The organism is Stenotrophomonas sp., assembly GCF_059505245.1.
In genome coordinates, this window is sequence record NZ_JCACKF010000023.1 from 1 (window position 1) to 23,490 (window position 23,490).

Below are 23,490 nucleotides of genomic sequence, written 5' to 3' on the forward strand. Positions count from 1 at the left end.
TGCTGTTGCTGTTGCTGTTGCTGTTGCTGTTGCTGTTGCTGTTGCTGTTGCTGTTGCCGTTGCCGTTGCCGTTGCCGTTGCCGTTGCTCTGGATCGTACCCGGGTGCAGGGCGCAGCCCTGCCGAGCAACCCTATACTTGCCGCCGTGACTGCCTTCCCTGCCCTCGTTCCGCTGGATGCGCCACTGCTGGTGGGCTACAGCGGCGGTGTCGACTCGACCGTGCTGTTGCACTGGCTGTGGCGCTGCGCCAAGGCCTCCGGCACGGCGCTGCGCGCGGTGCACGTGCACCATGGCCTGCACCCCGATGCGGACGACTGGGTGCTGCATTGCCAGCACCAATGCGCAGCGCTGGGCATCGAACTGGCCGTGCATCGCGTGCAGATCGACCCCACATCGGGCCTGGGCCTGGAAGGCGCAGCACGGCAGGCGCGACGCGCCGCGTTCGCCACCGAACTGCGCGACGGCGAAACACTGGCGCTGGCGCAGCACCTGGACGACCAGGCCGAGACCTTCCTGCTGCGTGCCCTGCGTGGCTCCGGCGTCGATGGTCTTGCCGCGATGTCCGCAGACAGCCGCGTAGGCGAACACCGTGTGTGGCGACCGCTGCTGGCGGTGCCGCGCCGTGCGCTGCTCGATTACGCGCACCAGCACGCGCTGCGCTGGGTTGAAGACCCCAGCAACGCCGACGACCACGCCGATCGCAATTTCCTGCGCCTGCAGGTGCTGCCGTTGCTGCGCCAGCGCTGGCCGCACGCCGCCGCGGCATTGGCGGGCAGCGCCCTGCATTGCCGGCAGACCCGCGAGCTGCTGGACGAGGAGGACGCCGAGCTGATCGCGCATCTGGAGGTGGCACCGCGTGTGCTATCGCTGCAGCTGCTGCGCCAGGTGTCACCGGGCCGCGCCGCGCGCGTGCTGCGTGCCTGGGTGATCGGCCATGGGGCCGCCCCACTGCCGGCCACGGTGCTGCAGCAGGCGCTGGACGAGCTGCTGCCAGCCAGCAACGATCGCCAGGCGCGGGTGCGCTGGCACGATCATGCCATCCAGCAATGGCGCGATCATGCCTATCTCCTGCCCGCGCAACTGCCGGCGCTTCCCCATGATTGGCAGGCCGGATGGGATGGACGCGCGCCATTGGCGCTGCCCGATGGCGGTCAGCTGCACCTGCACGGCGCCGAGGCCTTCGAACGGCCGCTCCAGGTCCGTGCGCGTGTGGGCGGCGAACGCATCCTGCTGCCCGGTCGCCAGCATTCGCATGCGCTGAAGGACTGCCTGCAACGCGAACACCTTGCCCCCTGGCGACGCGCCCAGCTGCCGCTGGTCTTCGATGGAGCGCAGCTGCTTGCCGCCGCCGACGTGGTCATCGCAGCTCCCCTGCAGGCCTGGTTGCAGGCCCACGACGCGCAGCTGCAGTGGCGTCCGGGCGGCTGGTGAATTGACCCCCGCGCGCAGCCCGTCCACACTTGCCGCATGGCCAAGAAGTCCCCCGAAAACGCCTCCCCGGTCGCCCAGTTCGAGCAGTCGCTCGAATCGCTGGAACAGCTGGTGGAGCAGATGGAAACCGGCGAGCTGAGCCTGGAAGCGTCGCTCAGTGCTTACGAACGCGGTGTCGGTCTGTACCGTCAGTGCCAGCAGGCGCTGGAGCAGGCCGAATTGCGCGTGCGCCTGCTCAGCGATCCGGCCCAGCCGGAAACGGCCGAGCCTTTCGATCCGCCCAACCATGACGGCTGAAGCCCTGTTCGCGCGCTGGCGCGACCGTATCGAAAGCCAGCTCGATGCCGCCCTGCCCTCGCCCGCCGAAGCACCGCAGCGCCTGCACCAGGCCATGCGCTATTCGGTGCTGGGCGGTGGCAAACGCATGCGCCCGCTGCTGGTGTATGCCAGTGGCCACCTGTTCGGCGCGCAGCCGGAACAGCTGGACGCGGCGGCGATGGCTGTCGAGCTGATCCACGCCTATTCGCTGGTGCATGACGACCTGCCGGCGATGGACGACGACGCCCTGCGCCGCGGCAAGCCGACCACCCACATCGCCTTCGACGAAGCCACCGCGATCCTGGCCGGCGACGCCCTGCAGACGCGTGCCTTCGGCCTGCTGGCCGATGCGCCGCTGCCGGCCACGCTGCGCGTGGCCTGCCTGCAGACCCTCGCTCACGCGTCCGGCGCCTCCGGCATGTGCGGTGGCCAGGCGCTGGACATCGATGCCACCGGCCAGCAGCAGACCCTGGCGGCACTGACCCGCATGCATGCGCTGAAGACCGGCGCGCTGATCCGTGCAGCGGTGCGCATGGGGGCGCTGTGCGGCCAGGCCCACGAGCCGCAGCTGGCCCAGCTCGACAGTTTCGCCGATGCACTCGGCCTGGCCTTCCAGGTCCGCGATGACATCCTCGATGTCGAAGCCAGTTCCGAACAGCTGGGCAAGACCGCCGGCAAGGACGAGGCGCAGGACAAGAGCACCTTCCCCGCGCTGCTCGGCATGGACGGCGCGAAGGCGCAGCTGCGCGAACTGGCCGCACGCATGCAGGCCACGTTGGCCGGCCATGGCGAAGAGGCCGATGCGCTGCGCGCGCTGGCAACGCTGGCGGTGGAACGCGATCACTGATCGCCGCCGGTGACGCTGCCCTCAAACAGGAACGCCCGGCAATGCCGGGCGTTCCTGCTTGCGCATGCGGCCGGTATTACTTGATCAGGCGCAGGGTGAACGGGTAGCGATAGGCTTCGCCGTTGTTGGCCTTGACTGCGGCAATGATGCAGAAAACCAGGTTGATGATGCCCACGATCGGCGCCAGGATGCCGCCGATGATCACCACCATCAGGATGATGCTGATGACCATGGCGATGGTCACGGTGATCTGGAAGTTCAGCGCTTCCTTGGCCTGGTCGGTCACGAAGGCCTTGCTGGCGTCATCCTTGTTGATCAGCCAGATGATCAGGGCGCCGATGAACCAGGTGAAGATGCCCAGCAGGTGCGCAGCCAGCGCCATGGTGCGCTGGTCGGCCGGGGCATCGGTGGTTGCCGGCGGCGGCGGGACGTTATCGAATTCGCTCACGACAAAACTCCTTTTCATTGGGTGGTCTTGACCCACCAGCACCAAGCTGGTTGCGTCAGGCGCGCATAGCTTACGTCATCAATGCCATCAATCATTACCGGCGACGGTCATCCGCCCCAGCAGGATCGAACCGGTCCGGATGTGCGAGCGCGGGTCGACGTCGCTGCCGACCGCCTCGATGCTGCTGAACATCTCGCGCAGGTTGCCGGCGATGGTGACGCCGTCCACCGGGTACTGGATCTCGCCGTTCTCGACACGGAAGCCGCCCGCGCCTCGTGAGTAATCGCCGGTCACCCCGTTCACGCCCTGCCCCATCAGCTCGGTCACCAGCAGGCCGTCACCCATCTGCCGGGCGATCTCTTCCAGCGGGCCGGCATTGGCCGCCAGCTGCAGGTTGTGCACGCCGCCAGCATTGGCGGTGGTCTGCAGGCCCAGCTTGCGCGCCGAATAGCTGCCCAGCACGTAGCGCTGCAGTACGCCGTCTCGGACCAGCGCCGAACTACGGGTGGCCACGCCGTCGCCGTCGAAGGCGGCCGAGCGCAGGCCACGGCGCAGGTGCGGCAGCTCGTCGATCTGCATCCATTCCGGGAACAGGCGTTGGCCGACGCTGTCCAGCAGGAAGCTGGCCTGGCGGTACAAGGCGCCGCCGGACACCGCCGACAGCAGGTGGCCGACCAGGCTGCGCGCCACTTCCGGGGCGAACAGCACCGGCATGCTGCCAGTAGCCAGTGAACGCGGCTGCAGGCGGGCCACGGTGCGCTCGGCGGCACGACGGCCGACCAGGCCCACGTCTTCCAGGTCCTCCCGGGCAAGCGCGCTGGTGTACCAGCCATCGCGCTGCATGCCATCGCCCTGCCCGGCGATCAGCGCGCAGCCGACCGAATGGTGGGTGCCGCGCTCACGACCAAAGAAACCATGCGAATTGGCATACACCGACAGGCTCTGCATGCTCGACACCGATGCGCCGTCGGAATTGCGGATCTGCGCGTCGGCCTCGCGACCGGCCGCCTCGCAGGCCAGGGCCAGGTCCACCGCCTCATCGGCCTGCAACGCCCACGGGTGCCAACCGTCCAGCTCAGGGAAGTCGGTGGCCATCAGTGCGGCCTCGGCCAGGCCGGCAGCCGGGTCATCCTCGGTATGCCGGGCAATCGCGCAGGCCTGCTCGACCGTAGCGGCCAGGCTGGCCTCGTTCAGGTCACCGGTGCTGGCACTGCCCTTGCGCTGGCCGAAATAGACGGTCACGGCGATGCCGCGGTCACGCGTGGACTGCACGGTCTCGACCTCGCCGAGGCGGACATTGACCTCCAGTCCGCGGTCCTCGCTGCAACTGACCTCGGCCTGGCTGGCGCCCAGCGCGCGGGCGCGGTCGAGCAACTGCTGGGAGAGGTCGGCCAGCCGTTCCAGCCGGGCCGGGCTGTCGTCGCCGACGGCCACTTCAGGGGCGATCACGTTCAATGCTTTATCCTGTACAGGTTGGGCCCGGCATCACGCCGGGCGACTTTTTTTGAGATCAGGTAGGGACGATGCGCGGACGCGACGAAGAAACCGGTGAATTCCACGACAAGAGCCGCAGCCAGAACCGGCGCGACGCGCTCGACGTCCTGGCCCTGGGCGAGAAGCTGGTGTCGTTGACCCCGGCCCAGCTGGCGCGCCTGCCGATCCCGGAAGACCTGCTGCCGCATATCGCCGAGTGCAAGCGCATCACCGCCCATATCGCCCACAAGCGCCAGCTGGCGTTCCTGGCCAAGCACATGCGCCGCGAGGACGAGGCAACGCTGGACGCGATCCGCGATGCGCTGGACGCCAACAGCGAGACTGGCCGCCGCGAAGTGGCGATGATGCACCGCGTGGAAGACTGGCGCGACCGCCTGTTGGCCGACGGTGACAAGGCGCTGGCCGCCCTGCTTGACGACTACCCGCAGGCCGACCGCCAGCAGCTGCGCACCCTGGTACGCAACGCGCAGGCCGAAAAGGCGAAGAACAAGCCGCCGCGCGCCTACCGCGAGATCTTCCAGGTGCTGCGTACGCTGATGCTGCCGGCGGCGCTGGGCCTGAAGACGGCGGGCGACGAACACGCCGGCGATCCGGTCGACGAGGCCGACGAGGACTGAGTCCGCGCCGGCCCGGGCGGTGGCCGCGGCCATCGCCACGCTCAGGCCTGCGTACCGCCGACGGTGATGCCCTCGATCAACAGCGAGGGCTGGCCGACACCCACGGGCACACTCTGCCCGTCCTTGCCGCAGATGCCCACGCCCTCGTCCAGGGCCAGATCGTTGCCGACCATGCGCACCTTCTGCATGGTCTCCGGGCCGTTGCCGATCAGGGTCGCGCCCTTCACCGGGGTGGTGATGCGGCCATCCTCGATCAGGTAGGCCTCGGTGGCCGAGAACACGTACTTGCCGCTGGTGATGTCGACCTGGCCACCGCCGAAGTTCACCGCGTACAGGCCCTTCTTCACCGAACGGATCATCTCCTGCGGGTCGTGCTCGCCGGCGCGCATGTAGGTGTTGGTCATGCGTGGCATGGTCAGGTGCGCGAACGATTCGCGGCGCCCGTTGCCGGTCGGGGCCATGCCCATCAGCCGCGCGTTGAGGCTGTCCTGCATGTAGCCGACCAGGATGCCGTCCTCGATCAGCGGGGTGCACTGGCTCGGGTGGCCTTCGTCGTCGATGTTCAACGAACCGCGGCGACCGTCGAGGGTGCCGTCGTCGACGATGGTCACCCCCGGTGCGGCGACGCGCTCGCCGATGCGGCCGGCGTAGACGCTGGTGCCCTTGCGGTTGAAGTCGCCTTCCAGGCCGTGGCCGACCGCTTCGTGCAGCAACACGCCCGGCCAACCCGGGCCGAGCACCACCGGCATCATGCCGGCCGGCGCCGGCACCGCGTCCAGGTTCACCAGCGCCTGGCGCAGCGCTTCCTGGGCCAGGGCTTCGGGGCGGCCGCTGGCGAACAGCGCTTCGTAGCCATAACGGCCACCACCACCGGCGTAGCCGGACTCGCGACGGCCGTTGTGTTCGACGATGACCTGCACGTTCAGGCGTACCAGCGGGCGCACGTCGGCCGCCAGCACGCCGTCGCTGCGGGCGATCAGCACCGTATCGACGCCGCCGGACAGGCTCACCATCACCTGCTTCACGCGCGGGTCGGCGGCACGCAGGTAGCCATCCAGGCGCTTGAGCACCTCGACCTTGGCCTCGTTGCCTATGCCGTCGATCGGGTCCAGCGCCGGGTACAGCGCGCGCGCATTGCCGCGCAGCAGCGAACGTCCGGTCTGCGCACCGCCCTCGCGCGAGATCGCGCGCGCCGACTGCGCCGCCGCCAGCAGCGCATCGGCATGGATGTCATCGGAGTAGGCGAAGCCGGTCTTCTCGCCGGAAATCGCCCGCACGCCCACGCCCTGCTCGATGGAATGGGCGCCGTCCTTGACGATGCCGTCTTCCACGCTCCAGCTCTCGCGGCGGGCGTGCTGGAAATAAAGGTCGCCGAAGTCGACACCAGGGCCGAGCAGTTGCCCGAAGGTGCGCTCCAGGCCGGCGGTATCCAGGCCGCCGGGGCGCAGCAGGCGGTCTTGGGCAAGCGTCAGGGCGATATCAGTCATGGTTTCGATCTGGGGGTGCGGGGGCGCTCAGGCAAGCCCCGTGAACAGGAAGCCGTGCTCAGCGCGAGCGCGGCAGGTCGGTGACGGTCGGCGGAATGGCCGGTGCAGGTGCCGGCACGGGCGGTGATGGGGTCTTGTCGCGGCTGCGCTCGATCACTTCCACCTTCGGCTCCTTCCATGGACCGGTCACCTTGTAGGTACGGGCGCCAATCTCGCCCAGCGGCTTGGACAATACCGCATTGGTGGCCGCGCCCAGCGCCGCCCCCACCGGGCCGCCGGCCACCGCACCGACCACGGTCAGCAGGTTGCCCGCGCGCGGGTTGACGTCGATGGTCTGGTCGAACTGCTGGTTGCGCAGGTCGGCCTGGCCACGGATGGTGATGTTGGCCGCCGGGCCTTCGATCAGCACCTTGTCGGTGCGCGCCATGCCCTGACCGAACTGCATGCTGCCCTCGATCTGGTTGAACGCGAAGCCCTTGGAGAAGAAGTCGCGGAAATCGAACATCAGCCGCCGCGGCAGCTGCGCGACGCTGAGCAGGCCCAGCACGCGGCCGGCGCCCGGCTCCAGCTCCAGCAGCTGGCCATTGCGCGCATGCAGGTCGAGGCTGCCCTGCAGGTTGCCCAGCTGGAAGTCCGACGGCCCCCCGCTCCAGGCCGCCTGCAGCTGCGCCTGGCCGGAACCGCCGCGCAGCTGGCCGCCGTAATCAAGGTTCTGCATCAGCCCGCCCAGGTCCTCGCTGCGCACCTGCGCGGTCAGTTCGGTGCGGGCGCCGCCCGTACGGCCGAGCCAGCGGCCGGTGATGTCGATTTCCTGGTCCGGCGCGCGGAAGCGCAACGCGTCCACGTTCAGGCCGTTGGCCAGCGGGCGCGTGCGCAGCACCGCCTGGCCCAGCACCACCTTGCCGAACTTCAGGTCGGCGATGTCCAGCGCGAACGGCGGCAGCGTGGCCGGGTCCATGTCATTGGCACCGGCCTGTACCCGCGCCGGCGCGGCGGCCGCACCCGGTGCCGTCGGCAGTGACTGCCAGTGCACGCGGTCAAGCTGGCCGCTGATGGTGCCGCCGTCGGCGTTGGGTACGGTCAGGCGGCCGGCCAGCGACGGCCCGTCCAGGCGCACGTCCAGTGCCTGCGGGCCCGGGTGCAGCTGCAGCCGGGTCTGCTCGAACACTCCGCCGATCAGCTTGAGCTGGCCGACCTGCACGTCGACCGCGCGCAGCGGCATCGCGTCGTCGTCACTTCCACCGCGCGCCAGGCTGATCCACTCCAGCGCATCCAGGGTCGGGCTGCGGCCATTGACCGTCAGTCCGCTCGCCGGCGGCTCGCGGTCGACATGGTCGCTGCCCAGCGTGACCTGCACACCGGTCTGGTTGTTGTGGCTGCGCGCGGCCAGGGCCAGGCGCTGGCCGAACGCTACGTCGATGCGGCCGGCGCCCATCGGCAGCTGCGCGGCCACCGTGGTCGCCAGCGGCTCGGCGGCCGGCTTGTCCAGCGGCGCCGGCAGGTCGAGCCGGGTGCCGACCAGGTCCGAACCCAGTCGCAGCTCGCTCGGCGGCGCAGGCGCGCCGGGCGCCACCTTGGGCAGGTTGACGCCGATGGTCCAGGCCGAATTGCCGTTGATGTAAGGCTTGAGCCAGGCCATCTCCGGAGCACGGTCGATCAGCACACTGGCATCGAGGCGGGCGGTCAGCTGCGACTCGAAGGCGCGCGTGCTGTCATGCACGTAACCGCCGGCACGCAGGCTCAGCCGTCCTTCCTGGCCGAGGTGGCGCACCGCCAGGTCCTCGGCGCCGAAACCGCCATTGCTGTAGCGCGCCTGCCCGTGCATGTTGTCAAAGGTCAGCTGGAAGCGCTTGTCGACCAGCTTCACGCCGGCCAGATCAACCGTGCCCTGCAGGTGGCCCTCGCCTTCATCCTGATGCAGCGGCTGCAGCAGATCGAAGGTCACATGGGCCGGACCACTGGCGACCAGATTGTCCAGCGTATCGCCGTAATCCTTGTGCAACGGGCTCTGGCGCAGCATCGCCAGCAGCTTGCCGGCCTCGCTCGGCGCGTCGGCACGTACGTACAACGGCTGGTGCCCGAAGTCCGGAATGCCCGCTTCGAATTTCTGTACCGCCACGCCGGCAAGATCACCCCGTCCACGCATGTCGAAGCCAGGGCCGATGAAGGCGATGTCGGCGTCGACCTGGCTCATCAGCGGCCAGTCGTGCTGGAAGCGGATGTCGCCATTGGTGATGTGGCCGGTGGCCTCGAAGCGGCCATCATTGTTGTCGAACGGCCAGTCGTCCAGGTCACCGGTGACCAGGCCGACGCCATTGCGCACCTGGCCGCCAGCCAGCGCCATGTCCAGCCAGTCGGTGGCGCCCTTGCTCATCTTGGAGTGGATCCAGAAGCGCTTGGCCGCCGTCATCGGCACGTCGTCCAGCTTCGCGGCCAGCTGCAGCCACGGCCGCGTGCCGTCGCCCTGGAACCAGACCCCGCCGCGCACGTCGGCCGCGTAGTCGGTGCCTTCCACACGCATCGCCGGCGTCCCGATCCGCCAACCACCGCCCTCGTCGCGCCAGCCCACGATCTGTCCGGCCAGGTGCAGGTCATGGCGCACGCCGAAGCCGGTCGGCCAATCGAACTGCAGCTGCCGTTGCGGTTGCAGCTGCAGGCTGAAGCCGTCGGCGTCGCCTTCAAAGCGCCCGCCCAGGCCGCGCAGGCCGGGCGAGTTGCCCACGCTGGCGAAACCCAGCGACTGCAGTTCACCCTGCGCCCACAGGGGGCCATCGCGTTCGCCCGACAGCTGCAACGCGCGCACGTCCAGCTGCGGCCTGGACAGGAACAGCCAGCGACGCAGGCCCGGCTCAAGGCGATCACTCAGGGCCAGCGCACGCAGTGCGATGCCGGCCTGCACTTCACCGGAACGGACCTGCAGCTGTTTGCCGACCTGCAGCTGCAGGCCATCGAGGCGCTGCTCGCCGTCTTCATTCTTCAGCCGCAGCTGCGGTACCTGCAGCGCCCAGCCCTCGGCCTGGCGCTGCCAGCGCAGGCGGGCCTGCAGTCGCTGCAGCTGCAGCTGCGGCGCCGCCATGCCGGGTATCGGTGCGCCATCGATACGCACGTCGCGCAGGTCCGAATCCGTGGTCAGCGCCACCGGCGCGAAATCGCGCAGGGTCAACCACAGGTTCAACTCGCCCTTGCCCTCGCGCAGGCGCACGCCGCCAGCCGCCAGCAAGGGCGCCCAGGCGTGGAAATCGACCGGGTCGGCGCCCAGCCAGGCCTCGCCGTTGCCGCGCGCACGGTCCACGTCCAGCACCGCGGTCAGCGGCAGCGCTTCGGGCTGCGCCCAGGCGCGTACGCCCACGCGCAGGCGATCGCCATTGACCCGCATGCGCAGGTCGATGCGCGGCAGCGTGGTGTCGATGCCCAACGTCGGCGCCTGCACGCCCAGGCGCCCCCCGATCACCTGCAGCTCGCCCAGCCGGCGCAGCGCATCCAGCGGATCGCCGCCGTTGTCCGATTGCGGCAGCCCGCGCACCGTCCAGCGTCCGTCCTCGCCCTGCTGCAGGTCCAGCGCCAGGCCACGCAGGCGCAGTTCGGTCAACGAGCGGCCGGGCAGCAGCCCGCTGTACATTGACACCAGCACTTCGGCCTCGCCGATGGCCAGGCCCTGCCCGGCGCCGATGCGCAGGCCCTTCAGCTGCAGCAGCGGACCACGCCGGGTCCAGGCCGTCTGCAGCTGGTCGAAATGCACCGGCTGGCCGGCACGCTCACTCAGCCAGGCGGCAATCCTGTCGGGGTGACGCTCGGCCAGCGGCAGCAGCTGGCTGAGGGTACCCACCAGCAGTGCCAGCCCGACCAGGCCTACCGCGCAGGCGGCAATGAAATGACGGCGGATCCTTCGCAGTCGCAGGCGCGGCGGCGCGCTCATCGGCCACCGCCGGCCTGCGGCCGGCGAGGATCAGAGCAGAACGACATCGAATTGCTCCTGCAGGTACTGCTCGTCCGCCTGGAAGCGGATGCTCTTGCCGAGGAATTCCTCCAGCTCGGCCACCGCCGAGGATTCCTCGTCGGTGATGCGCGCGACCACCTTGGTCGAGGCGATCACCAGCAGGCGTGCGGCATCGAACTGGCGCACGGCACGGGTGATCTCGCGGAAGATCTCGTAGGTCACCGTTTCGGTGGTCTTGATGCTGCCACGGCCACTGCACTGCGGGCACGTTTCCGACAGCTGGCGCTCCAGGCTTTCCACCGTGCGCTTGCGCGTCATCTCCACCAGCCCCAGCGGCGAGAAGTCGTACACCGTGGTCTTGGCATGGTCGCGGGCCAGCGCCTTTTCCAGGGTGCGCAGCACCTGGCGGCGATGCTCGGCATCGTCCATGTCGATGAAGTCGATGATGATGATGCCGCCCAGGTTGCGCAGGCGCAGCTGGCGGGCCACCGCCTGTGCCGCTTCCAGGTTGGTGCGGAACACCGTCTCTTCCAGGTTGCGCTGGCCGAGGAACGAACCGGTATTGACGTCGATGGTGGTCATCGCCTCGGTCTGGTCGATCACCAGGTAACCACCGGATTTCAGCGGCACCTGCTTGTCCAGCGCGCGGCCGATCTCGTCCTCCACGCCGAACATGTCGAAGATCGGGCGGTCACCGGAGTACAGCTCCAGCTTCTCGGCCAGCACCGGCATGTACTTGGCGACGAAGGCCTGCAGTTGGCCGAAGGTCTCCTTCGAGTCCACCTTCACCTTGTCCACGTCCTTGCGGATCAGGTCGCGCACCGACCGCAGCGGCAGGCTCAGGTCTTCATAGATGATGCTGCACGACGGCGCTTCGCGGCCGCGGCGCTCGACCACGTTCCACACGCGCGACAGGTAGGCGATGTCCTCGGCGATGGCCTCGGCCGGCTGGCCTTCGGCGTTGGTGCGCACGATGTAGCCGTAGCCGCCGTGCTGCGCCGACAACTCGGTCACCAGCGCCTTCAGGCGGGCGCGCTCGGTTTCATCCTCGATGCGCGCGGACACCCCCACCACCTTGGACTGCGGCAGCAGCACCATGTAGCGCGAGGGAATGCTGATCTGCGTGGTCAGGCGTGCACCCTTGGTGCCGATCGGGTCCTTCACCACCTGCACCACGATGTCCTGGCCGTCACGCAGCAGCTCGACGATCGGCACGCTGGCCGGCGGCGGCAGGGTCGTGTTCTCGGTGTCGGCACTGGCCACCGGGGCCGGGCGCACCACGTCGTTGGCGTGCAGGAACGCGGCGCGCTCCAGGCCGACCTCGACGAACGCGGCCTGCATGCCGGGCATGACCCGCTGCACCTTGCCCTTGTAGATGTTGCCGACCACACCCCGGCGCCAGCCGCGCTCGATGTGCAGTTCCTGCAGCATGCCGTTCTCGATCACCGCGACCCGGGTTTCGCGGGGGGTCACATTGACCAGGATTTCCTCAGACATCGGCAGCCTCCCTGGCGGCATCGGCAGTGGGGGCCGGCACGCCACAGCGCGCCAGCAGACGATCGGTATGCAGCAATGGCAGCCCCATGACGCCGGAGTAGCTGCCGGAAAGATGTTCGATCCAGCGCTCGGCCCCGCCCTGGATGGCGTAGGCCCCGGCCTTGTCCAACGGCTCGCCGGTGGCGACATAGGCGGCGATGTCGGCGGCGGCGATCGGGGCGAAGGTCACTTCGGAAATGACCAGTTCGCTGTCCAGCCCGTCGGCACCGACCACCACCACCGCGGTCATCACCTGGTGGGTGCGCCCGGCCAGGCGCGCCAGCATCTCGCGCGCGCCGGCGGCGTCGGCCGGCTTGCCGAACACTTCACCGTCCAGCACCACCTCGGTGTCCGAGCCGAGCACCCGCGCCTGCGGGTCTTCGGCCAGCACCCGGGCCAGCCCGGCGCGCGCCTTGTCGGCGGCGACCCGGCACACATACTGTTCGGCACTCTCGGTCGCGGCGCGCTGCTCGACGACCTCCAGGTCCAGGGCCTGGAAGGGGCGTCCGAGTCGGGCCAGCAACTGGTTGCGTCGGGGGGAGCGGGAAGCAAGATAGAGCATCGGCACAGCATAACCTGAGCCCGTCACCTGAATCGTCGGCAACCCGTTACGGAACGCGTACAACCCCGTACAGGCTCACAGCGCGTTCATCGCTACGACACCACCCTCACCGCACAACAAGGAGATCCCATGCGCCTGACCGCCACCCCGCTGCTGCTCGCCCTGTCCCTCGCCCTTGGAACCTCGATGACTGCCCATGCTGCTCCGTCGTCGCCGTCGATCGCCGCCGCGGCCGAAGGCACCCTGCTGAACATTTCGGCCAACGCCGAGGCCACCCGCGTGCCGGACGTCGCCACCCTGTCGGCCGGCGTGGTCACCCAGGCCGCCGACGGCAACAGCGCCATGCGCCAGAACGCCCAGCAGATGGACAAGGTGCTGGCCGCGATCAAGGCCGCCGGCATCGCCGAGCGCGACGTGCAGACCAGCGGCGTCAGCCTCAACCCGCAGTACCGCTATGCCGACAACGAGGCGCCGAAGATCACCGGCTACCAGGCCAGCAACACGGTCAGCCTGAAGGTCCGTGACATCGCCAAGCTCGGCAAGGTGCTCGATGCGCTGGCCGCTCAGGGCGCCAACCAGATCAACGGTCCGCAGTTTGAGATCGACCAGCCCGAACCGGTCTATGACGAAGCGCGCCTGGCCGCGCTGAAGAAGGCCCAGGCCCGCGCCCAGACCTATGCCAAGTCGCTGGGCCTGCAGGTGCGCCGCATCGTCAGCATCTCCGAGAACAGCAGCGGCGGTTTCCGCCCGATGCAGATGATGCGCACCATGGCGGCCGGTGCGGCGATGGACAAGGCCACCCCGGTCGCACCGGGCGAATCGACCGTCTCGGTCAACCTGGACGTGGTGTTCGAACTGGGCCGCTGATCGCGTCCGCCGCGGTCGACGACACAGGCGGGTCCCGCAGGGGGCCCGCCTTTTTCGTGCCCTCCGCCGACACTGGCTGAAGGCCAGCCCAACGATCATGCCCCTGCCTCTAGGCAGTAGCCGTCGTGCCGCGCTACTGATGGACTGCCAGCCGCGTGCGGCAACCCCGCCACGGGCCCTGGTGCGTTGAGGACTTCGTCACTGGCATGGAGGTGGATCATGGTTCGTACGTACCCCGTTGCATCCCTGCATTTCGACCCCGCCCGGGTGGCCGCCTGGAGCGCGGCGATCGCCCTGCACCTGCTGGCCTTCCTGTTGCTGCTCATCCCTGCGACCTACCAGGCCGTGCAGGTCCCGCGTGAAAAGACGCCGGTCCGGCTGATCGAGAAGATCCCGCCACCGCCGACACCGCCGGTTCCGGTCACGCCCAGGGAGATCGTCCAGGTGGTGCCGAAACCGCGAACGCAGCCGGTGGTACCGCCACTGCCCGCGCCCACCGCGACCGTGGAGGAGACCCAGGGCATCGCGTTGCCGGCCGCCGAACCGGCTCCGCCGCAGCTGGCGCCCAGCATCGACACGTCCACCCCTCTGGCCGGCGCCCAGCTGCAGTACCGCAGCGCCCCGCCGCCGACCTACCCCATCCAGTCCCTGCGCAACCACGAACAGGGAACAGTGCTGTTGCGGGTGGAAGTGGACAGCCATGGCCAACCGGTCGCGGTCAGCGTCGAGCGCAGCAGCGGCTCGCGCAACCTGGACCAGGCCGCCCGCCAGCAGGTGCTCCGGCACTGGCGCTTCGAGCCTGCCCAGCGTGACGGCGTGGCAGTTCCGGCCATCGGCCTGGTACCGGTACAGTTCTCGCTGCCCGACTGAGCCCCACCACCGGCCCGGCCTCGCGCCGGGCCGGTCCCTGCCGCTGCCCGGGAAATGCGGACAGGCCAGGGACCAAGCGTTACCGATTAAGCAAAATTTCACGACTTCGTCACCTGCAGGAAACCTAGATTGGCGCGTCCCGGTATCGATCCGGCGACAGCCCTCAACGCTACGGTTTTCCAGTTAGGAGAGAAGCTGTGAAACACCCGATCCAACGGCCCGCCAGCCGCCGCCGCAGCACCCTGGCATCGTCCATCACCCACATCCTCACCGGCGGCGCCCTGCTGCTGGCCGGCGCCGTCGCTTCCTCCTCCGCCTTCGCGCAGGAAAAGGCCACCAACCTCGACCGCATCACGGTCACCGGCTCCAACATCCCGCGCACCAACACCGAGACACCGTCGCCGGTGCAGGTGGTGACCCGCCAGGAAATCGACCGCACCGGCAAGACCTCGCTGGCCGAGTACCTGCAGACCATCACCGCCGATGGCGCCGGCTCGATTCCCAAGACCTTCGGCAACGGTTTCGCCGGCGGTGGTGCCGGCATCTCGCTGCGCGGCCTGGGCGCCGGCTCGACGCTGGTACTGTTGAACGGCCGCCGCATGGCCACCTACGGCCTGGCCGATGACGGACAGAAGGTCTTCACCGACCTCAGCACCATTCCGCTCGATGCCGTCGAGCGCGTGGAAGTCCTGAAGGACGGCGCTTCGGCGATCTACGGTTCCGATGCCATCGCCGGCGTGGTCAACATCATCCTGCGCAGCGACTTCCAGGGCGCCATCCTGCGTGGCTCCTACGGCCTGTCCGGTGACAGCGATGGCGACGCCCGGAAGGCAACCCTGACCGCCGGTACCGGCGACCTGGCCACCGATGGCTGGAACGCCTTCTTCAGCCTGGACGTTGGCAAGACCGACGCGATCAAGATCAGCGACCGCAAGAACCGCAAGTGGATCGGTACCGGTGACACCCGCCCGTGGGGCTATGACAAGACCGCCCAGTTCCTCGGCGGTGCCTACACCCGTGGTGGCACCTCCGGCGGTTCCGGCCCGAACGGCTCCTACCTCGACGCCACCGGCCATCTGGTGCCGCTGCCGGGTTGCGCCGGCCTGACCACCATCGGTGGGCAGACCGCGGCCAGCATCGCCGCCGATGGCTGCCTGTGGGATCCGGCACAGCAGTACCGCGACCTGATTCCGGAAGAGAAGTACGTCAACGTGTTCGGTCGCGCCAGCTTCGCCTTCGGTGAAGGCGGCGAGATCTACACCGAGATCGGCTACTCGAAGAAGGAAACCATCTTCAGCAACACCCCGTCCGGCGTGTCGGGCGGCTGGGGCTATCCGGGCGGCCCGGTCAATGCCAACAGTGGCCCCGGTGCCACCGTGCTGGGCCCGAACCATCCCGACAACCCGACCCCGGGCACGGCGCGCCGCGTGCGTTACTCGGCCTGGGATGTCGGCCCGCGCGTGACCGACAACACCAATGAGTTCAACCGCTTCCTGGTCGGCATCAAGGGCAACTGGGGCGACTGGAGCTACGACACCGCCTACCTGCACTCGGGCACCGACCTGACCAACAAGCGCACCGGCTTCCTGCGCTACAGCGCCGTCCAGTGTGCACTGGGCAATGCCAACTGCGCCGGTGGCGTGTGGCGTATCGGTGATGATGCCGGCAAGAACTCGCAGGCGCTGTACGACTACATCTCGCCCACGATCAGCGCCCGCGCCAAGTCCAGCCTGGACATGTTCGACTTCACCGTCTCGCGCAGCCTGATGGACCTGAAGGGTGGTCCGCTGGGCCTGGCGATCGGTACCGAGTGGCGCAAGACCAGCAACAGCCTGACCCCGCAGACCTACACCGACCAGGGCGACATCATCGGCCTGGGCTACTCGGCCTATGACGGCACCCAGAACGTCTACGCCGGCTACGTCGAACTGTCGGCACCGGTGCTGGAACAGCTGGAACTGTCCGGCGCCCTGCGTTACGACAAGTACGAAAGCGGCGAAGGCAAGGCTACGCCGAAGCTGGGCGTGAAGTGGACCCCGGCCGACTGGATCGCCCTGCGCGCCAGCTACGCCGAAGGTTTCCGCGCGCCGAACCCGGCCGAGAACGGTGACGGTGGCCTGGCCGCCTTCTCCACTGCGGTCGACCCGGTGCGTTGCCAGATCAGCGGCGGCGCTGCCAGCGAATGTGGCGCCAATTCGGTGGCGATCATCACCAAGCCGAACAAGCTGCTGAAGCCGGAAGAGTCCAAGAGCTACTCGGTCGGCATCGTGCTGCAGCCGACTTCGACCACCTCGATGACCGTCGATGCCTGGCAGATCAAGCGTACCAACGAGATCGTGCAGGGCAGCACGGCGGCGGCGATCCTGGCCGGCAACGTGCTGCGCGACAGCAACAATCTCAATGGCGTGGCCAACAGCGGCACCATCCTGGCGGTCAACACCGGCTACGTGAATGCCAGCTCGTCGCGCGTGCGCGGTATCGATACCGATATCCGCCAGACCTTCGAGATCGGCCCGGGCCAGCTGGAGCTGGACCTGCAGTGGAGCCACATCCTGAAGTTCGAGCGCACCGAAGGCGGCGACACGGTTGATTACGTGGGTACCCACGGCAACTGCGACGTCACCAACTGCATCGGTACGCCGAAGGACAAGGTCAACTTCGGCACCACCTGGAAGCAGGGCCCGTGGAGCGTCAGCGGCATCGTCAACTACATCAGCAAGATGGACAACATCGACAGCCGTGGTGGCAGCTACCTGGCCTTCTACGCTGACGGTACGCCGGTGAAGAAGATCTCTTCGTTCACCACCATGGACCTGTCCGGTCGCTGGAGCATCAACGACTCGTTCGAACTCAACGCCTCGGTGGCCAACGTGTTCGACCGCATCGCCCCGCTCGATCCGACCACCTACGGCGCGGTGAACTACAACCCGATGCACTTCTCCGGTGCGCTGGGCCGTTACTACACCGTCGGCTTCAAGTACACGTTCAAGTAAGACCGGTTGCAGCGTCACCTTCGAAGGCCCGGGCCGTTGCCCGGGCCTTCGTCGTTTTCACGCGGGCCGGTTCCTGCAGGCTGGCGCTTGCCTGCTGACTCTTGCGGACATGTTCACGAGGACATGGCTACCGTATGCTCGCGGCATCCGCGCCGCAGGGGATCTCCATGGCCGCGACATCGCAACGGCTGGGCCTGCCCGCGTTGACTGCACTGGTAGTCGGCTCGATGGTCGGCGCCGGCATCTTTTCACTGCCGCAGAACGTCGCGCGCAGCGCCGGCCCGGCCGCCGCCTTGATCGGCTGGGCGGTCAGTGGCGCCGGCATGCTGATGCTGGCCTTCGTGTTCCAGGCCCTGGCCAATCGTCGCCCCGACCTGGATACCGGCATCTACGCCTATGCGCGCGAAGGCTTCGGCAACTACATCGGCTTCTCTGCGGCGTGGGGCTACTGGGTGGCGTCGGTGCTCGGCAACGCCAGCTTCTTCGTGCTGATCTTCAGTGGCCTCGGCCACTTCGTGCCGGTCTTCGGTGAAGGCAATACACCCGCCGCCGTGGCCGCCTCATCACTGCTGCTGTGGACCGTGCACCTGCTGGTGCTGCGCGGCCTGCGCACGGCCGCCATCGTCAACGGCCTGGTGACGGTGGCCAAGCTGCTGCCCATCGCGTTGTTCCTGATCCTGGCGGCGGGCGCGTTCCGCATGGACGTGTTCCGCGCCGATTTCCTCGGTACGCCCGCACTCGGCGACCTCGGCCAGCAGCTGCGCGGCATGATGCTGGTGACCGTGTGGGTGTTCATCGGCATCGAAGGGGCCAGCATCTATTCGCGGCGTGCCGCGCGCCGTGCCGACGTTGGCCGTGCCACGGTGATCGGTTTCCTCGGGGTCTGGCTGCTGCTGGTACTGGTCAGCCTGCTGTCGATGGGCGTGCTGTCGCAGGCCGAACTGGCCGGGCTGCCCAATCCGTCGATGGCCTATGTGCTGCGCGCCATCGTCGGCGAATGGGGCGCGACGGTGATCATCATCGGTTCGATCGTCTCCGTACTCGGCGCATTGCTGGCCTGGGTGCTGCTGTGCGCCGAAGTGCTGTATGCCGCCGCCGGTGACGGCACCATGCCGGCCTTCCTCGGCCGCGAGAACGCGCGTGGCGTGCCGGCCAATGCACTGTGGTTGAGCAATGGCCTGATCCAGTTGTTCCTGCTGATGGTGCTGGTCAGTTCGGGCAGCTACACCGGGCTGGTGCTGCTCGCTGCGTCGATGAGCCTGGTGCCCTACTTCCTGTCCACCGCGTTCGGCGTGCAGCTGGCCTGGCGCGGGCAGGCCTACGCCGGCGAACCAGGCGTGCGCTGGCGCGATTTCGGGGTCGCACTGCTGGCCAGCGCCTATGCGCTGTGGCTGGTGTATGCCGGCGGCCTGGACAACCTGCTGCTGTCGGTACTGCTGTACGTGCCCGGCGTGGTGTTGTTCGCTTTGACCCGGCGCCAGCGCGGCGAGCGGGTATTCACGCGCTGGGAGTGGGTACTGTTCGGCGCGATCCTGGCGGTGGCGATCGCCACGCTGGTGGCCTTCTGCAGAGGTGAGCTGGCACTGTAGAGCCGAGCCCACGCCCGGCTTCACACAGGCAGCCGAGCATGGCTCGGCTCTACAACTGGCGATCCGCCAGCATGCCGATATCCTGCATCCAGCGCTCGGCCAGCTGCGGCCACGCCGCTACCGGTGCATCCTTCATGCGCAACCCGAATGCGTGGCCGCCGCGTGCGAACAGATGCATTTCCACCGGCACCCCCGCGTCCGCCAGGGCACGGTAATAGGCCAGCGATTCGCGCACGTCATCGGTGCGATCGTCGGTGGCCTGCGCGATGAACGTCGGCGGCACCTTGTCATCCACGGTGATGTCCCTGACCAGCGACAATCCCTTCCCGTGCCCAGCCCACAGGTGCCCGGAATACATCACCATGGCGAAATCGGGACGGCTGGGTTGCTCATCCGCAGCATCGACCGGCGCGTAGCTGCGCAGCGCGTGCGTGCTCAGTCCAGCCACCACGTGACCACCGGCGGAAAAGCCGATCGCCCCGATCCGCTTGGGATTGATTGACCAGCGCTCGGCCTGTGCGCGCAGCAGGCCCATTGCACGCTGTGCATCCTGCAGGGCCATCGGCACTTCCGGAAAGTCGCGGCAGTTGCACTCGGGGTCCCAGTTCGGGCCAGAGGCTGGCACCCGGTACTTCAGCAATGCACAGGTGATGCCCTGTGCGTTCAGCCAGTCGCAGATCTCGCTGCCTTCCAGGTCCATCGCCAGCACCCGATAGCCTCCGCCAGGCACCACCATCACTGCGGTGCCGGTGGCCGGTCCCTTCGGTGGAAACACGGTGAGGGTCGGCGCAGCGACGTTCTGCAGCATCATCCAGTGTTCGCCACTGGCTTCGGAGATCACTTCGCTGACCTGCTCGGGCCCCTTCAACTTCGGCGGCGCGATCACCGCGCCCTGCGGCCACAACGGAAGCTCGGTGGTGCCCTGTGGCGGATGCCAGGTGGAAGGCGCGGCCTTCGTTGTGGCGAACGGCACCATCGCCAGCAGCAGGAAGCTCGAGGACAGCAGCACGCGCATGATCGGCATCCATGGTTGCAGCAGCAGAGTGTAGCGACAAAAAAAAACCTGCATCTTGCGATGCAGGTTTCTCAAGGTGGCGCCCGAAGTTGGACTCGAACCAACGACCCCCTGATTAACAGTCAAGTGCTCTAACCGGCTGAGCTATTCGGGCAGACGACTAGTATAACCACTCTTCACGCGCGATGGTAGGGGTGATTGGCAATCATTGCGGCGGCCCGATACAGCTGCTCGGCCACCACCAGGCGCACCAGCATGTGCGGCAGCGTCAGCGGTCCGATCGACCACTTCTCATCGGCCAGCGCGGACACCTCCGGCGAATGCCCTTCCGGGCCACCAATCAGGAACGCCAGGTCGCGGCCCTGCCCGCGCCAATGCTCCAGGCGCTGTGCCAGCTGTTCGGAACTCAGCTGTCGTCCTGGCACATCCAGTGCCACCACATAGGCGTTCTTCGGCAGCGCAGCGATGACCCGCTTGCCTTCATCTTCAGTGGCGCGGCGCGGATCACGCCCCTTGCCGCGCAAGCCGGGCTCGATTTCCACCAGCTCGAACGGCAGCCAGTGCGACAGCCGCTTCTGGTACTCGGCGAAGCCCTGCGCGACCCAGCTGGGCGCGCGTTCACCGGTGGCGATCAGGCGGGCTTTCATCTACACGGTCCTCCAAAACGTCGACGGCGCCATCGGCGCCGTCGAAGGGATGCATCAACGTGCGGCTCAGGCCACTTCGTCGTCGCTGGACGGCGGCTGGTCGCCGACGGTCCACAGGCGCTCGAGGGCGTAGAACTCACGCACGCGCGGCAGCATCACGTGGACGATCACGTCGCCCAGATCGACCAGCACCCACTCAGCTTCGCGCTCGCCTTCAACACCCAGCGGCATCACGTCGATGTTCTTGGCGAAGCGCACGACTTCATCGGCGATCGACTTGACGTGGCGGGTCGAGGTGCCCGAAACGACGATCATGTAGTCGGCAACGCTGGACCGGCCGCGCACGTCGATCTCGACCAGGTCCTTGGCCTTCAGGTCTTCGGTGGCTTGGCGGACGCTGGCCAGCAGTTCCGGCACGGACGGCGGCGGGCTGGGCAGATCGACCTTGATGGTCTGGGGCTGGGTCTGGTTGCTCAAAGTGGATCGACTCGATAAACGTGGGGGCGATTATACGGGGATGGCACGGCGGCGCCATTCACGCTGTGGCCGGGCGGTACAGCCCGTGTGCAGCGACGTAGTCCGCGACAGCCGGCGGCAGCAGGGCGCGCCAGGGGCCACCGGCGGCGATCTGCGAGCGCACGGCGCTGGCCGATTCCTCGCGCAGCGGGTGGTGCAGGCGCAGGATGCGTCCGGCCGGGCTGGCGAACAGGGCCTGTTCGTTGTCGGCCCAGCGCCCCTGCAGGGCACGCCCCAGTTCACCGTCGATCGACGCCTGCAGCGGGCTGCCCGGCCGCTCGGCCACCACGAAGTGGGCCAGCCCGAACAGGGCCTCCCATTCGTGCCAGCCGGACAGGCCCAGCAGGCTGTCGGCGCCCACCAGCCAGGCCAGTGGCCGGCTTGGGCCCAGCTCGCCACGCAGCTCGCGCAGGGTATCGACGGTGTAGGACGGACGACCGGGATAGCGCGTGGCACGGTCCAGTTCACGACGGTCCAGCAGCAGGCCCGGTTCGTCGCCGATGGCCAGCGACAACATGGTGCAGCGCTGCTCGGCGGTGGCGCCGGGCACCGCACGGTGCGGCGGATCGCCTGCCGGCAACATGCGCACGGCTACCTGCAGTTCGTCCCGGGCGGCTCGCGCGATTGCCAGATGCCCCAGGTGCACCGGATCGAAGGTGCCCCCGTAATAGATCCGCAGGCTCATCGCTCAGGCCCGCGCCAGCAGGCGCACGGCACGCGGTTCGGCCACGGCCACCAGCAGGCGCTCCAGCGCCAGCCAGGCATCGCCGTCGGCCCGCCCCTTGGCGATGCGGTCGACCAGCCCGGCTTCGGCCACGAAGCGTTCCCAGCGCTTGCCTTCCGGGTGCCGCTGCAGCGCGCGCTTGTAGGGCGCCTGCCGTGATTCCCAGATGCCACGCGATTTCATTTCGGCGGCCAGGTTGCCGCCACGGGCCTGCACACGGGCCAGGCCGGCACCGGCCAGCAGTTCTCGGATCACGATCGGCATCAGTGCGGCCACCGCTTCGCCTTCGCCGCGCAGGCCAGCCAGCATGCGCAGTACGGCCGGCGGCTGGCCGGAGAACGTCGCCTCCACCAGCCGGAACACGTCGTAGCGGGCAGCGTCAGCCACCAGCGATTCCATCCGCTCCACATCCAGCGGCTGGCCATCGGCCAACAGCGCCAGCTTGTCGATTTCCTGGGCGGCGGCCAGCAGGTTGCCCTCCACCCGCTCGGCCAGGCGCTGCACGGCGGCCGGGTCGGCACGCAGGCCCTTGCCGCGCAGGCGGCGCTCGATCCAGTCCGGCAGTTCGTGCGGCTTGATCGCCCAGGCCACCGACAGCACGCCGATGCGGCTGACCGCCTCGGCCCACTTGCCCTGATGGGCCTTGCTCCATTCATTGGCGGTGATCATCAGCACCACGTCCGGCGCCGGATTGGCGCAGAACTGGCTGATCACTTCGGCGCCGTCCTTGCCGGGCTTGCCGCTGGGCAGGCGCACCTCGACCAGGCGGCGGGCGCTGAACAGGCTGGGCGCATTGAAGCTGGCGTCGAGCTGGTTCCAGTCGAAATCCCGCCCGTCGGCGTCGAACACTTCGCGTTCGCCGATGCCGGAGGCGCGCGCGCGCGCGCGGACGGCATCTGCCGCCTCCAGCACGCGCAGGGTTTCCGGGCCTGCGATCAGGTACACCGGCGCCAACGGGGTGTCAGCGCCCTGGCTGGCCAGCTGCTCCGGACGCAGTTCCATCGTCGCTGCCGCTCAGTGCTTGACGTCGGCGGCCGGCACCGCACCCTCGATCGGCTTGGCCTTCGGCGCGGACAGGCTGCCGCCCTTCTCGATCTCGGCGCGGACCACGCTGTCGATACGGCGGATGATCGAGGCGGACATTTCCCGGCGCAGCTCCGTGGCCAGGATTTCGCGTTCGGTGGTGGTACCGGTGGCGTCGGTCGGCGGCGACACATAGTCGCGCGACAGTTCGATCACCTGCTGCGGCACCAGTTCGCTGCCATCCTCGCGACGGAAGATGAAGATCACCGCGTAGCGCAGGCTGTATTCCTGTGCGCGGCCCTGCGAGTCGATGGCGATCGGCAGGTCACCCCAGCGCTCGGACAGCACCTGCAGCTGGGCGTTGGGTCCCTTGCTGTCCTCATCGGCCAGCTTGGCACCGGAGGCCAGCAGGCTGCGGTTGAGCAGCTTGACCAGTTCACTGTACGGGGCGGTGGAGACCACCTTCACCGGGGCAGTGTCGGTCGGCAGCATCAGCTTGTTGCGCAGATGGAAACCGCAGCCGGCGAGGCCGAGGACAAGAACGAGGGCAAGCAGGATTCGGGTCATG

Annotated in this window: 20 protein-coding genes and 1 tRNA gene; 8 read left to right on the forward strand and 13 right to left on the reverse strand. The window is 68.3% G+C overall.

What is annotated here, in order from left to right:
• The first annotated feature begins 145 nt into the window (after positions 1 to 145).
• Genes tilS through AC5JLE_RS09865 form a run of 3 tightly spaced genes read left to right on the forward strand, consistent with a single transcriptional unit; the run spans position 146 to position 2,597 of the window.
• Positions 146 to 1,432 carry a tRNA lysidine(34) synthetase TilS gene (tilS, locus tag AC5JLE_RS09855; protein WP_204324692.1) on the forward strand — a complete coding sequence of 429 codons (1,287 nt, stop codon included), beginning with the start codon at positions 146 to 148 and terminating at the stop codon, positions 1,430 to 1,432.
• A gap of 36 nt (positions 1,433 to 1,468) precedes the next feature.
• Entirely contained in the window at positions 1,469 to 1,729 is a 261-nt protein-coding gene (locus tag AC5JLE_RS09860) for an exodeoxyribonuclease VII small subunit (RefSeq protein WP_014647931.1), read from the forward strand.
• Positions 1,719 to 2,597, forward strand: coding sequence for a polyprenyl synthetase family protein (locus tag AC5JLE_RS09865; protein WP_014647932.1), 879 nt, complete (start codon positions 1,719 to 1,721; stop codon positions 2,595 to 2,597). The genes AC5JLE_RS09860 and AC5JLE_RS09865 overlap by 11 nt, the downstream gene beginning before the upstream one ends.
• Before the next feature lie 76 nt (positions 2,598 to 2,673).
• On the opposite strand, the gene AC5JLE_RS09870 is transcribed toward AC5JLE_RS09865, so the two are convergent.
• Positions 2,674 to 3,045 carry a DUF4870 domain-containing protein gene (locus AC5JLE_RS09870; RefSeq protein ID WP_014647933.1) on the reverse strand — a complete coding sequence of 124 codons (372 nt, stop codon included), beginning with the start codon at positions 3,043 to 3,045 and terminating at the stop codon, positions 2,674 to 2,676.
• Positions 3,046 to 3,132: 87 nt separating this feature from the next.
• On the reverse strand, positions 3,133 to 4,500 hold the full coding sequence (gene pmbA, locus AC5JLE_RS09875; protein ID WP_014647934.1) for a metalloprotease PmbA: 1,368 nt from the start codon (positions 4,498 to 4,500) through the stop codon (positions 3,133 to 3,135).
• Positions 4,501 to 4,568: 68 nt separating this feature from the next.
• On the opposite strand from pmbA, the gene yjgA reads away from it, so the two are divergent.
• A complete protein-coding gene (gene yjgA, locus AC5JLE_RS09880; protein ID WP_014647935.1) occupies positions 4,569 to 5,156 on the forward strand; it encodes a ribosome biogenesis factor YjgA in 588 nt (195 codons plus the stop codon).
• A 41-nt stretch (positions 5,157 to 5,197) separates the two neighbouring features.
• Here the strand turns inward: yjgA and tldD are convergent, their stop codons facing one another.
• Genes tldD through AC5JLE_RS09900 form a run of 4 tightly spaced genes read right to left on the reverse strand, consistent with a single transcriptional unit; the run spans position 5,198 to position 12,678 of the window.
• Complete coding sequence (tldD, locus tag AC5JLE_RS09885; protein WP_014647936.1) at positions 5,198 to 6,643, reverse strand: metalloprotease TldD; 1,446 nt, start codon at positions 6,641 to 6,643, stop codon at positions 5,198 to 5,200.
• 58 nt (positions 6,644 to 6,701) lie between these two features.
• Entirely contained in the window at positions 6,702 to 10,559 is a 3,858-nt protein-coding gene (locus tag AC5JLE_RS09890; protein WP_496065258.1) for a YhdP family protein, read from the reverse strand.
• 30 nt (positions 10,560 to 10,589) lie between these two features.
• Positions 10,590 to 12,077, reverse strand: coding sequence for a ribonuclease G (gene rng, locus AC5JLE_RS09895; RefSeq protein WP_005418079.1), 1,488 nt, complete (start codon positions 12,075 to 12,077; stop codon positions 10,590 to 10,592).
• Positions 12,070 to 12,678 (reverse strand): Maf family nucleotide pyrophosphatase, encoded by a 609-nt coding sequence (locus AC5JLE_RS09900; protein ID WP_197561830.1) that lies wholly within the window; start codon positions 12,676 to 12,678, stop codon positions 12,070 to 12,072. The genes rng and AC5JLE_RS09900 overlap by 8 nt, the downstream gene beginning before the upstream one ends.
• 129 nt (positions 12,679 to 12,807) lie before the next feature.
• Here AC5JLE_RS09900 and AC5JLE_RS09905 point away from each other — a divergent pair, with 129 nt between their 5' ends.
• The 4 genes from AC5JLE_RS09905 (at position 12,808) to AC5JLE_RS09920 (ending at position 18,997) form a co-directional block, all read left to right on the forward strand.
• Complete coding sequence (locus AC5JLE_RS09905) at positions 12,808 to 13,545, forward strand: SIMPL domain-containing protein (RefSeq protein ID WP_049406598.1); 738 nt, start codon at positions 12,808 to 12,810, stop codon at positions 13,543 to 13,545.
• A gap of 219 nt (positions 13,546 to 13,764) precedes the next feature.
• Entirely contained in the window at positions 13,765 to 14,415 is a 651-nt protein-coding gene (locus AC5JLE_RS09910; RefSeq protein ID WP_134966372.1) for an energy transducer TonB, read from the forward strand.
• A gap of 197 nt (positions 14,416 to 14,612) precedes the next feature.
• On the forward strand, positions 14,613 to 17,408 hold the full coding sequence (locus tag AC5JLE_RS09915; protein ID WP_197561831.1) for a TonB-dependent receptor: 2,796 nt from the start codon (positions 14,613 to 14,615) through the stop codon (positions 17,406 to 17,408).
• Between the two features lie 167 nt (positions 17,409 to 17,575).
• Positions 17,576 to 18,997 (forward strand): basic amino acid/polyamine antiporter, encoded by a 1,422-nt coding sequence (locus AC5JLE_RS09920; RefSeq protein ID WP_046431885.1) that lies wholly within the window; start codon positions 17,576 to 17,578, stop codon positions 18,995 to 18,997.
• A gap of 49 nt (positions 18,998 to 19,046) precedes the next feature.
• Here the strand turns inward: AC5JLE_RS09920 and AC5JLE_RS09925 are convergent, their stop codons facing one another.
• The 7 genes from AC5JLE_RS09925 to AC5JLE_RS09955 all read right to left on the reverse strand — a co-directional run bounded on the left by AC5JLE_RS09925 (position 19,047) and on the right by AC5JLE_RS09955 (position 23,489).
• Positions 19,047 to 20,012, reverse strand: coding sequence for an alpha/beta hydrolase (locus AC5JLE_RS09925; RefSeq protein ID WP_496065259.1), 966 nt, complete (start codon positions 20,010 to 20,012; stop codon positions 19,047 to 19,049).
• Positions 20,013 to 20,089: 77 nt separating this feature from the next.
• Positions 20,090 to 20,166: transfer RNA gene (locus AC5JLE_RS09930), tRNA-Asn, on the reverse strand.
• 22 nt (positions 20,167 to 20,188) lie between these two features.
• Positions 20,189 to 20,659, reverse strand: a complete 471-nt coding sequence (rlmH, locus tag AC5JLE_RS09935) for a 23S rRNA (pseudouridine(1915)-N(3))-methyltransferase RlmH (protein ID WP_005418108.1) — start codon at positions 20,657 to 20,659, stop codon at positions 20,189 to 20,191.
• Positions 20,660 to 20,725: 66 nt separating this feature from the next.
• Positions 20,726 to 21,136: a ribosome silencing factor gene (gene rsfS, locus AC5JLE_RS09940; RefSeq protein WP_005418109.1), complete on the reverse strand. Its 411-nt coding sequence runs from the start codon at positions 21,134 to 21,136 to the stop codon at positions 20,726 to 20,728.
• Between the two features lie 58 nt (positions 21,137 to 21,194).
• Positions 21,195 to 21,860, reverse strand: a complete 666-nt coding sequence (nadD, locus tag AC5JLE_RS09945) for a nicotinate-nucleotide adenylyltransferase (protein WP_014647945.1) — start codon at positions 21,858 to 21,860, stop codon at positions 21,195 to 21,197.
• A gap of 3 nt (positions 21,861 to 21,863) precedes the next feature.
• Entirely contained in the window at positions 21,864 to 22,901 is a 1,038-nt protein-coding gene (holA, locus tag AC5JLE_RS09950; protein ID WP_032961944.1) for a DNA polymerase III subunit delta, read from the reverse strand.
• Between the two features lie 12 nt (positions 22,902 to 22,913).
• Positions 22,914 to 23,489: an LPS-assembly lipoprotein LptE gene (locus AC5JLE_RS09955; RefSeq protein WP_032961942.1), complete on the reverse strand. Its 576-nt coding sequence runs from the start codon at positions 23,487 to 23,489 to the stop codon at positions 22,914 to 22,916.
• Position 23,490: the final 1 nt, after the last annotated feature.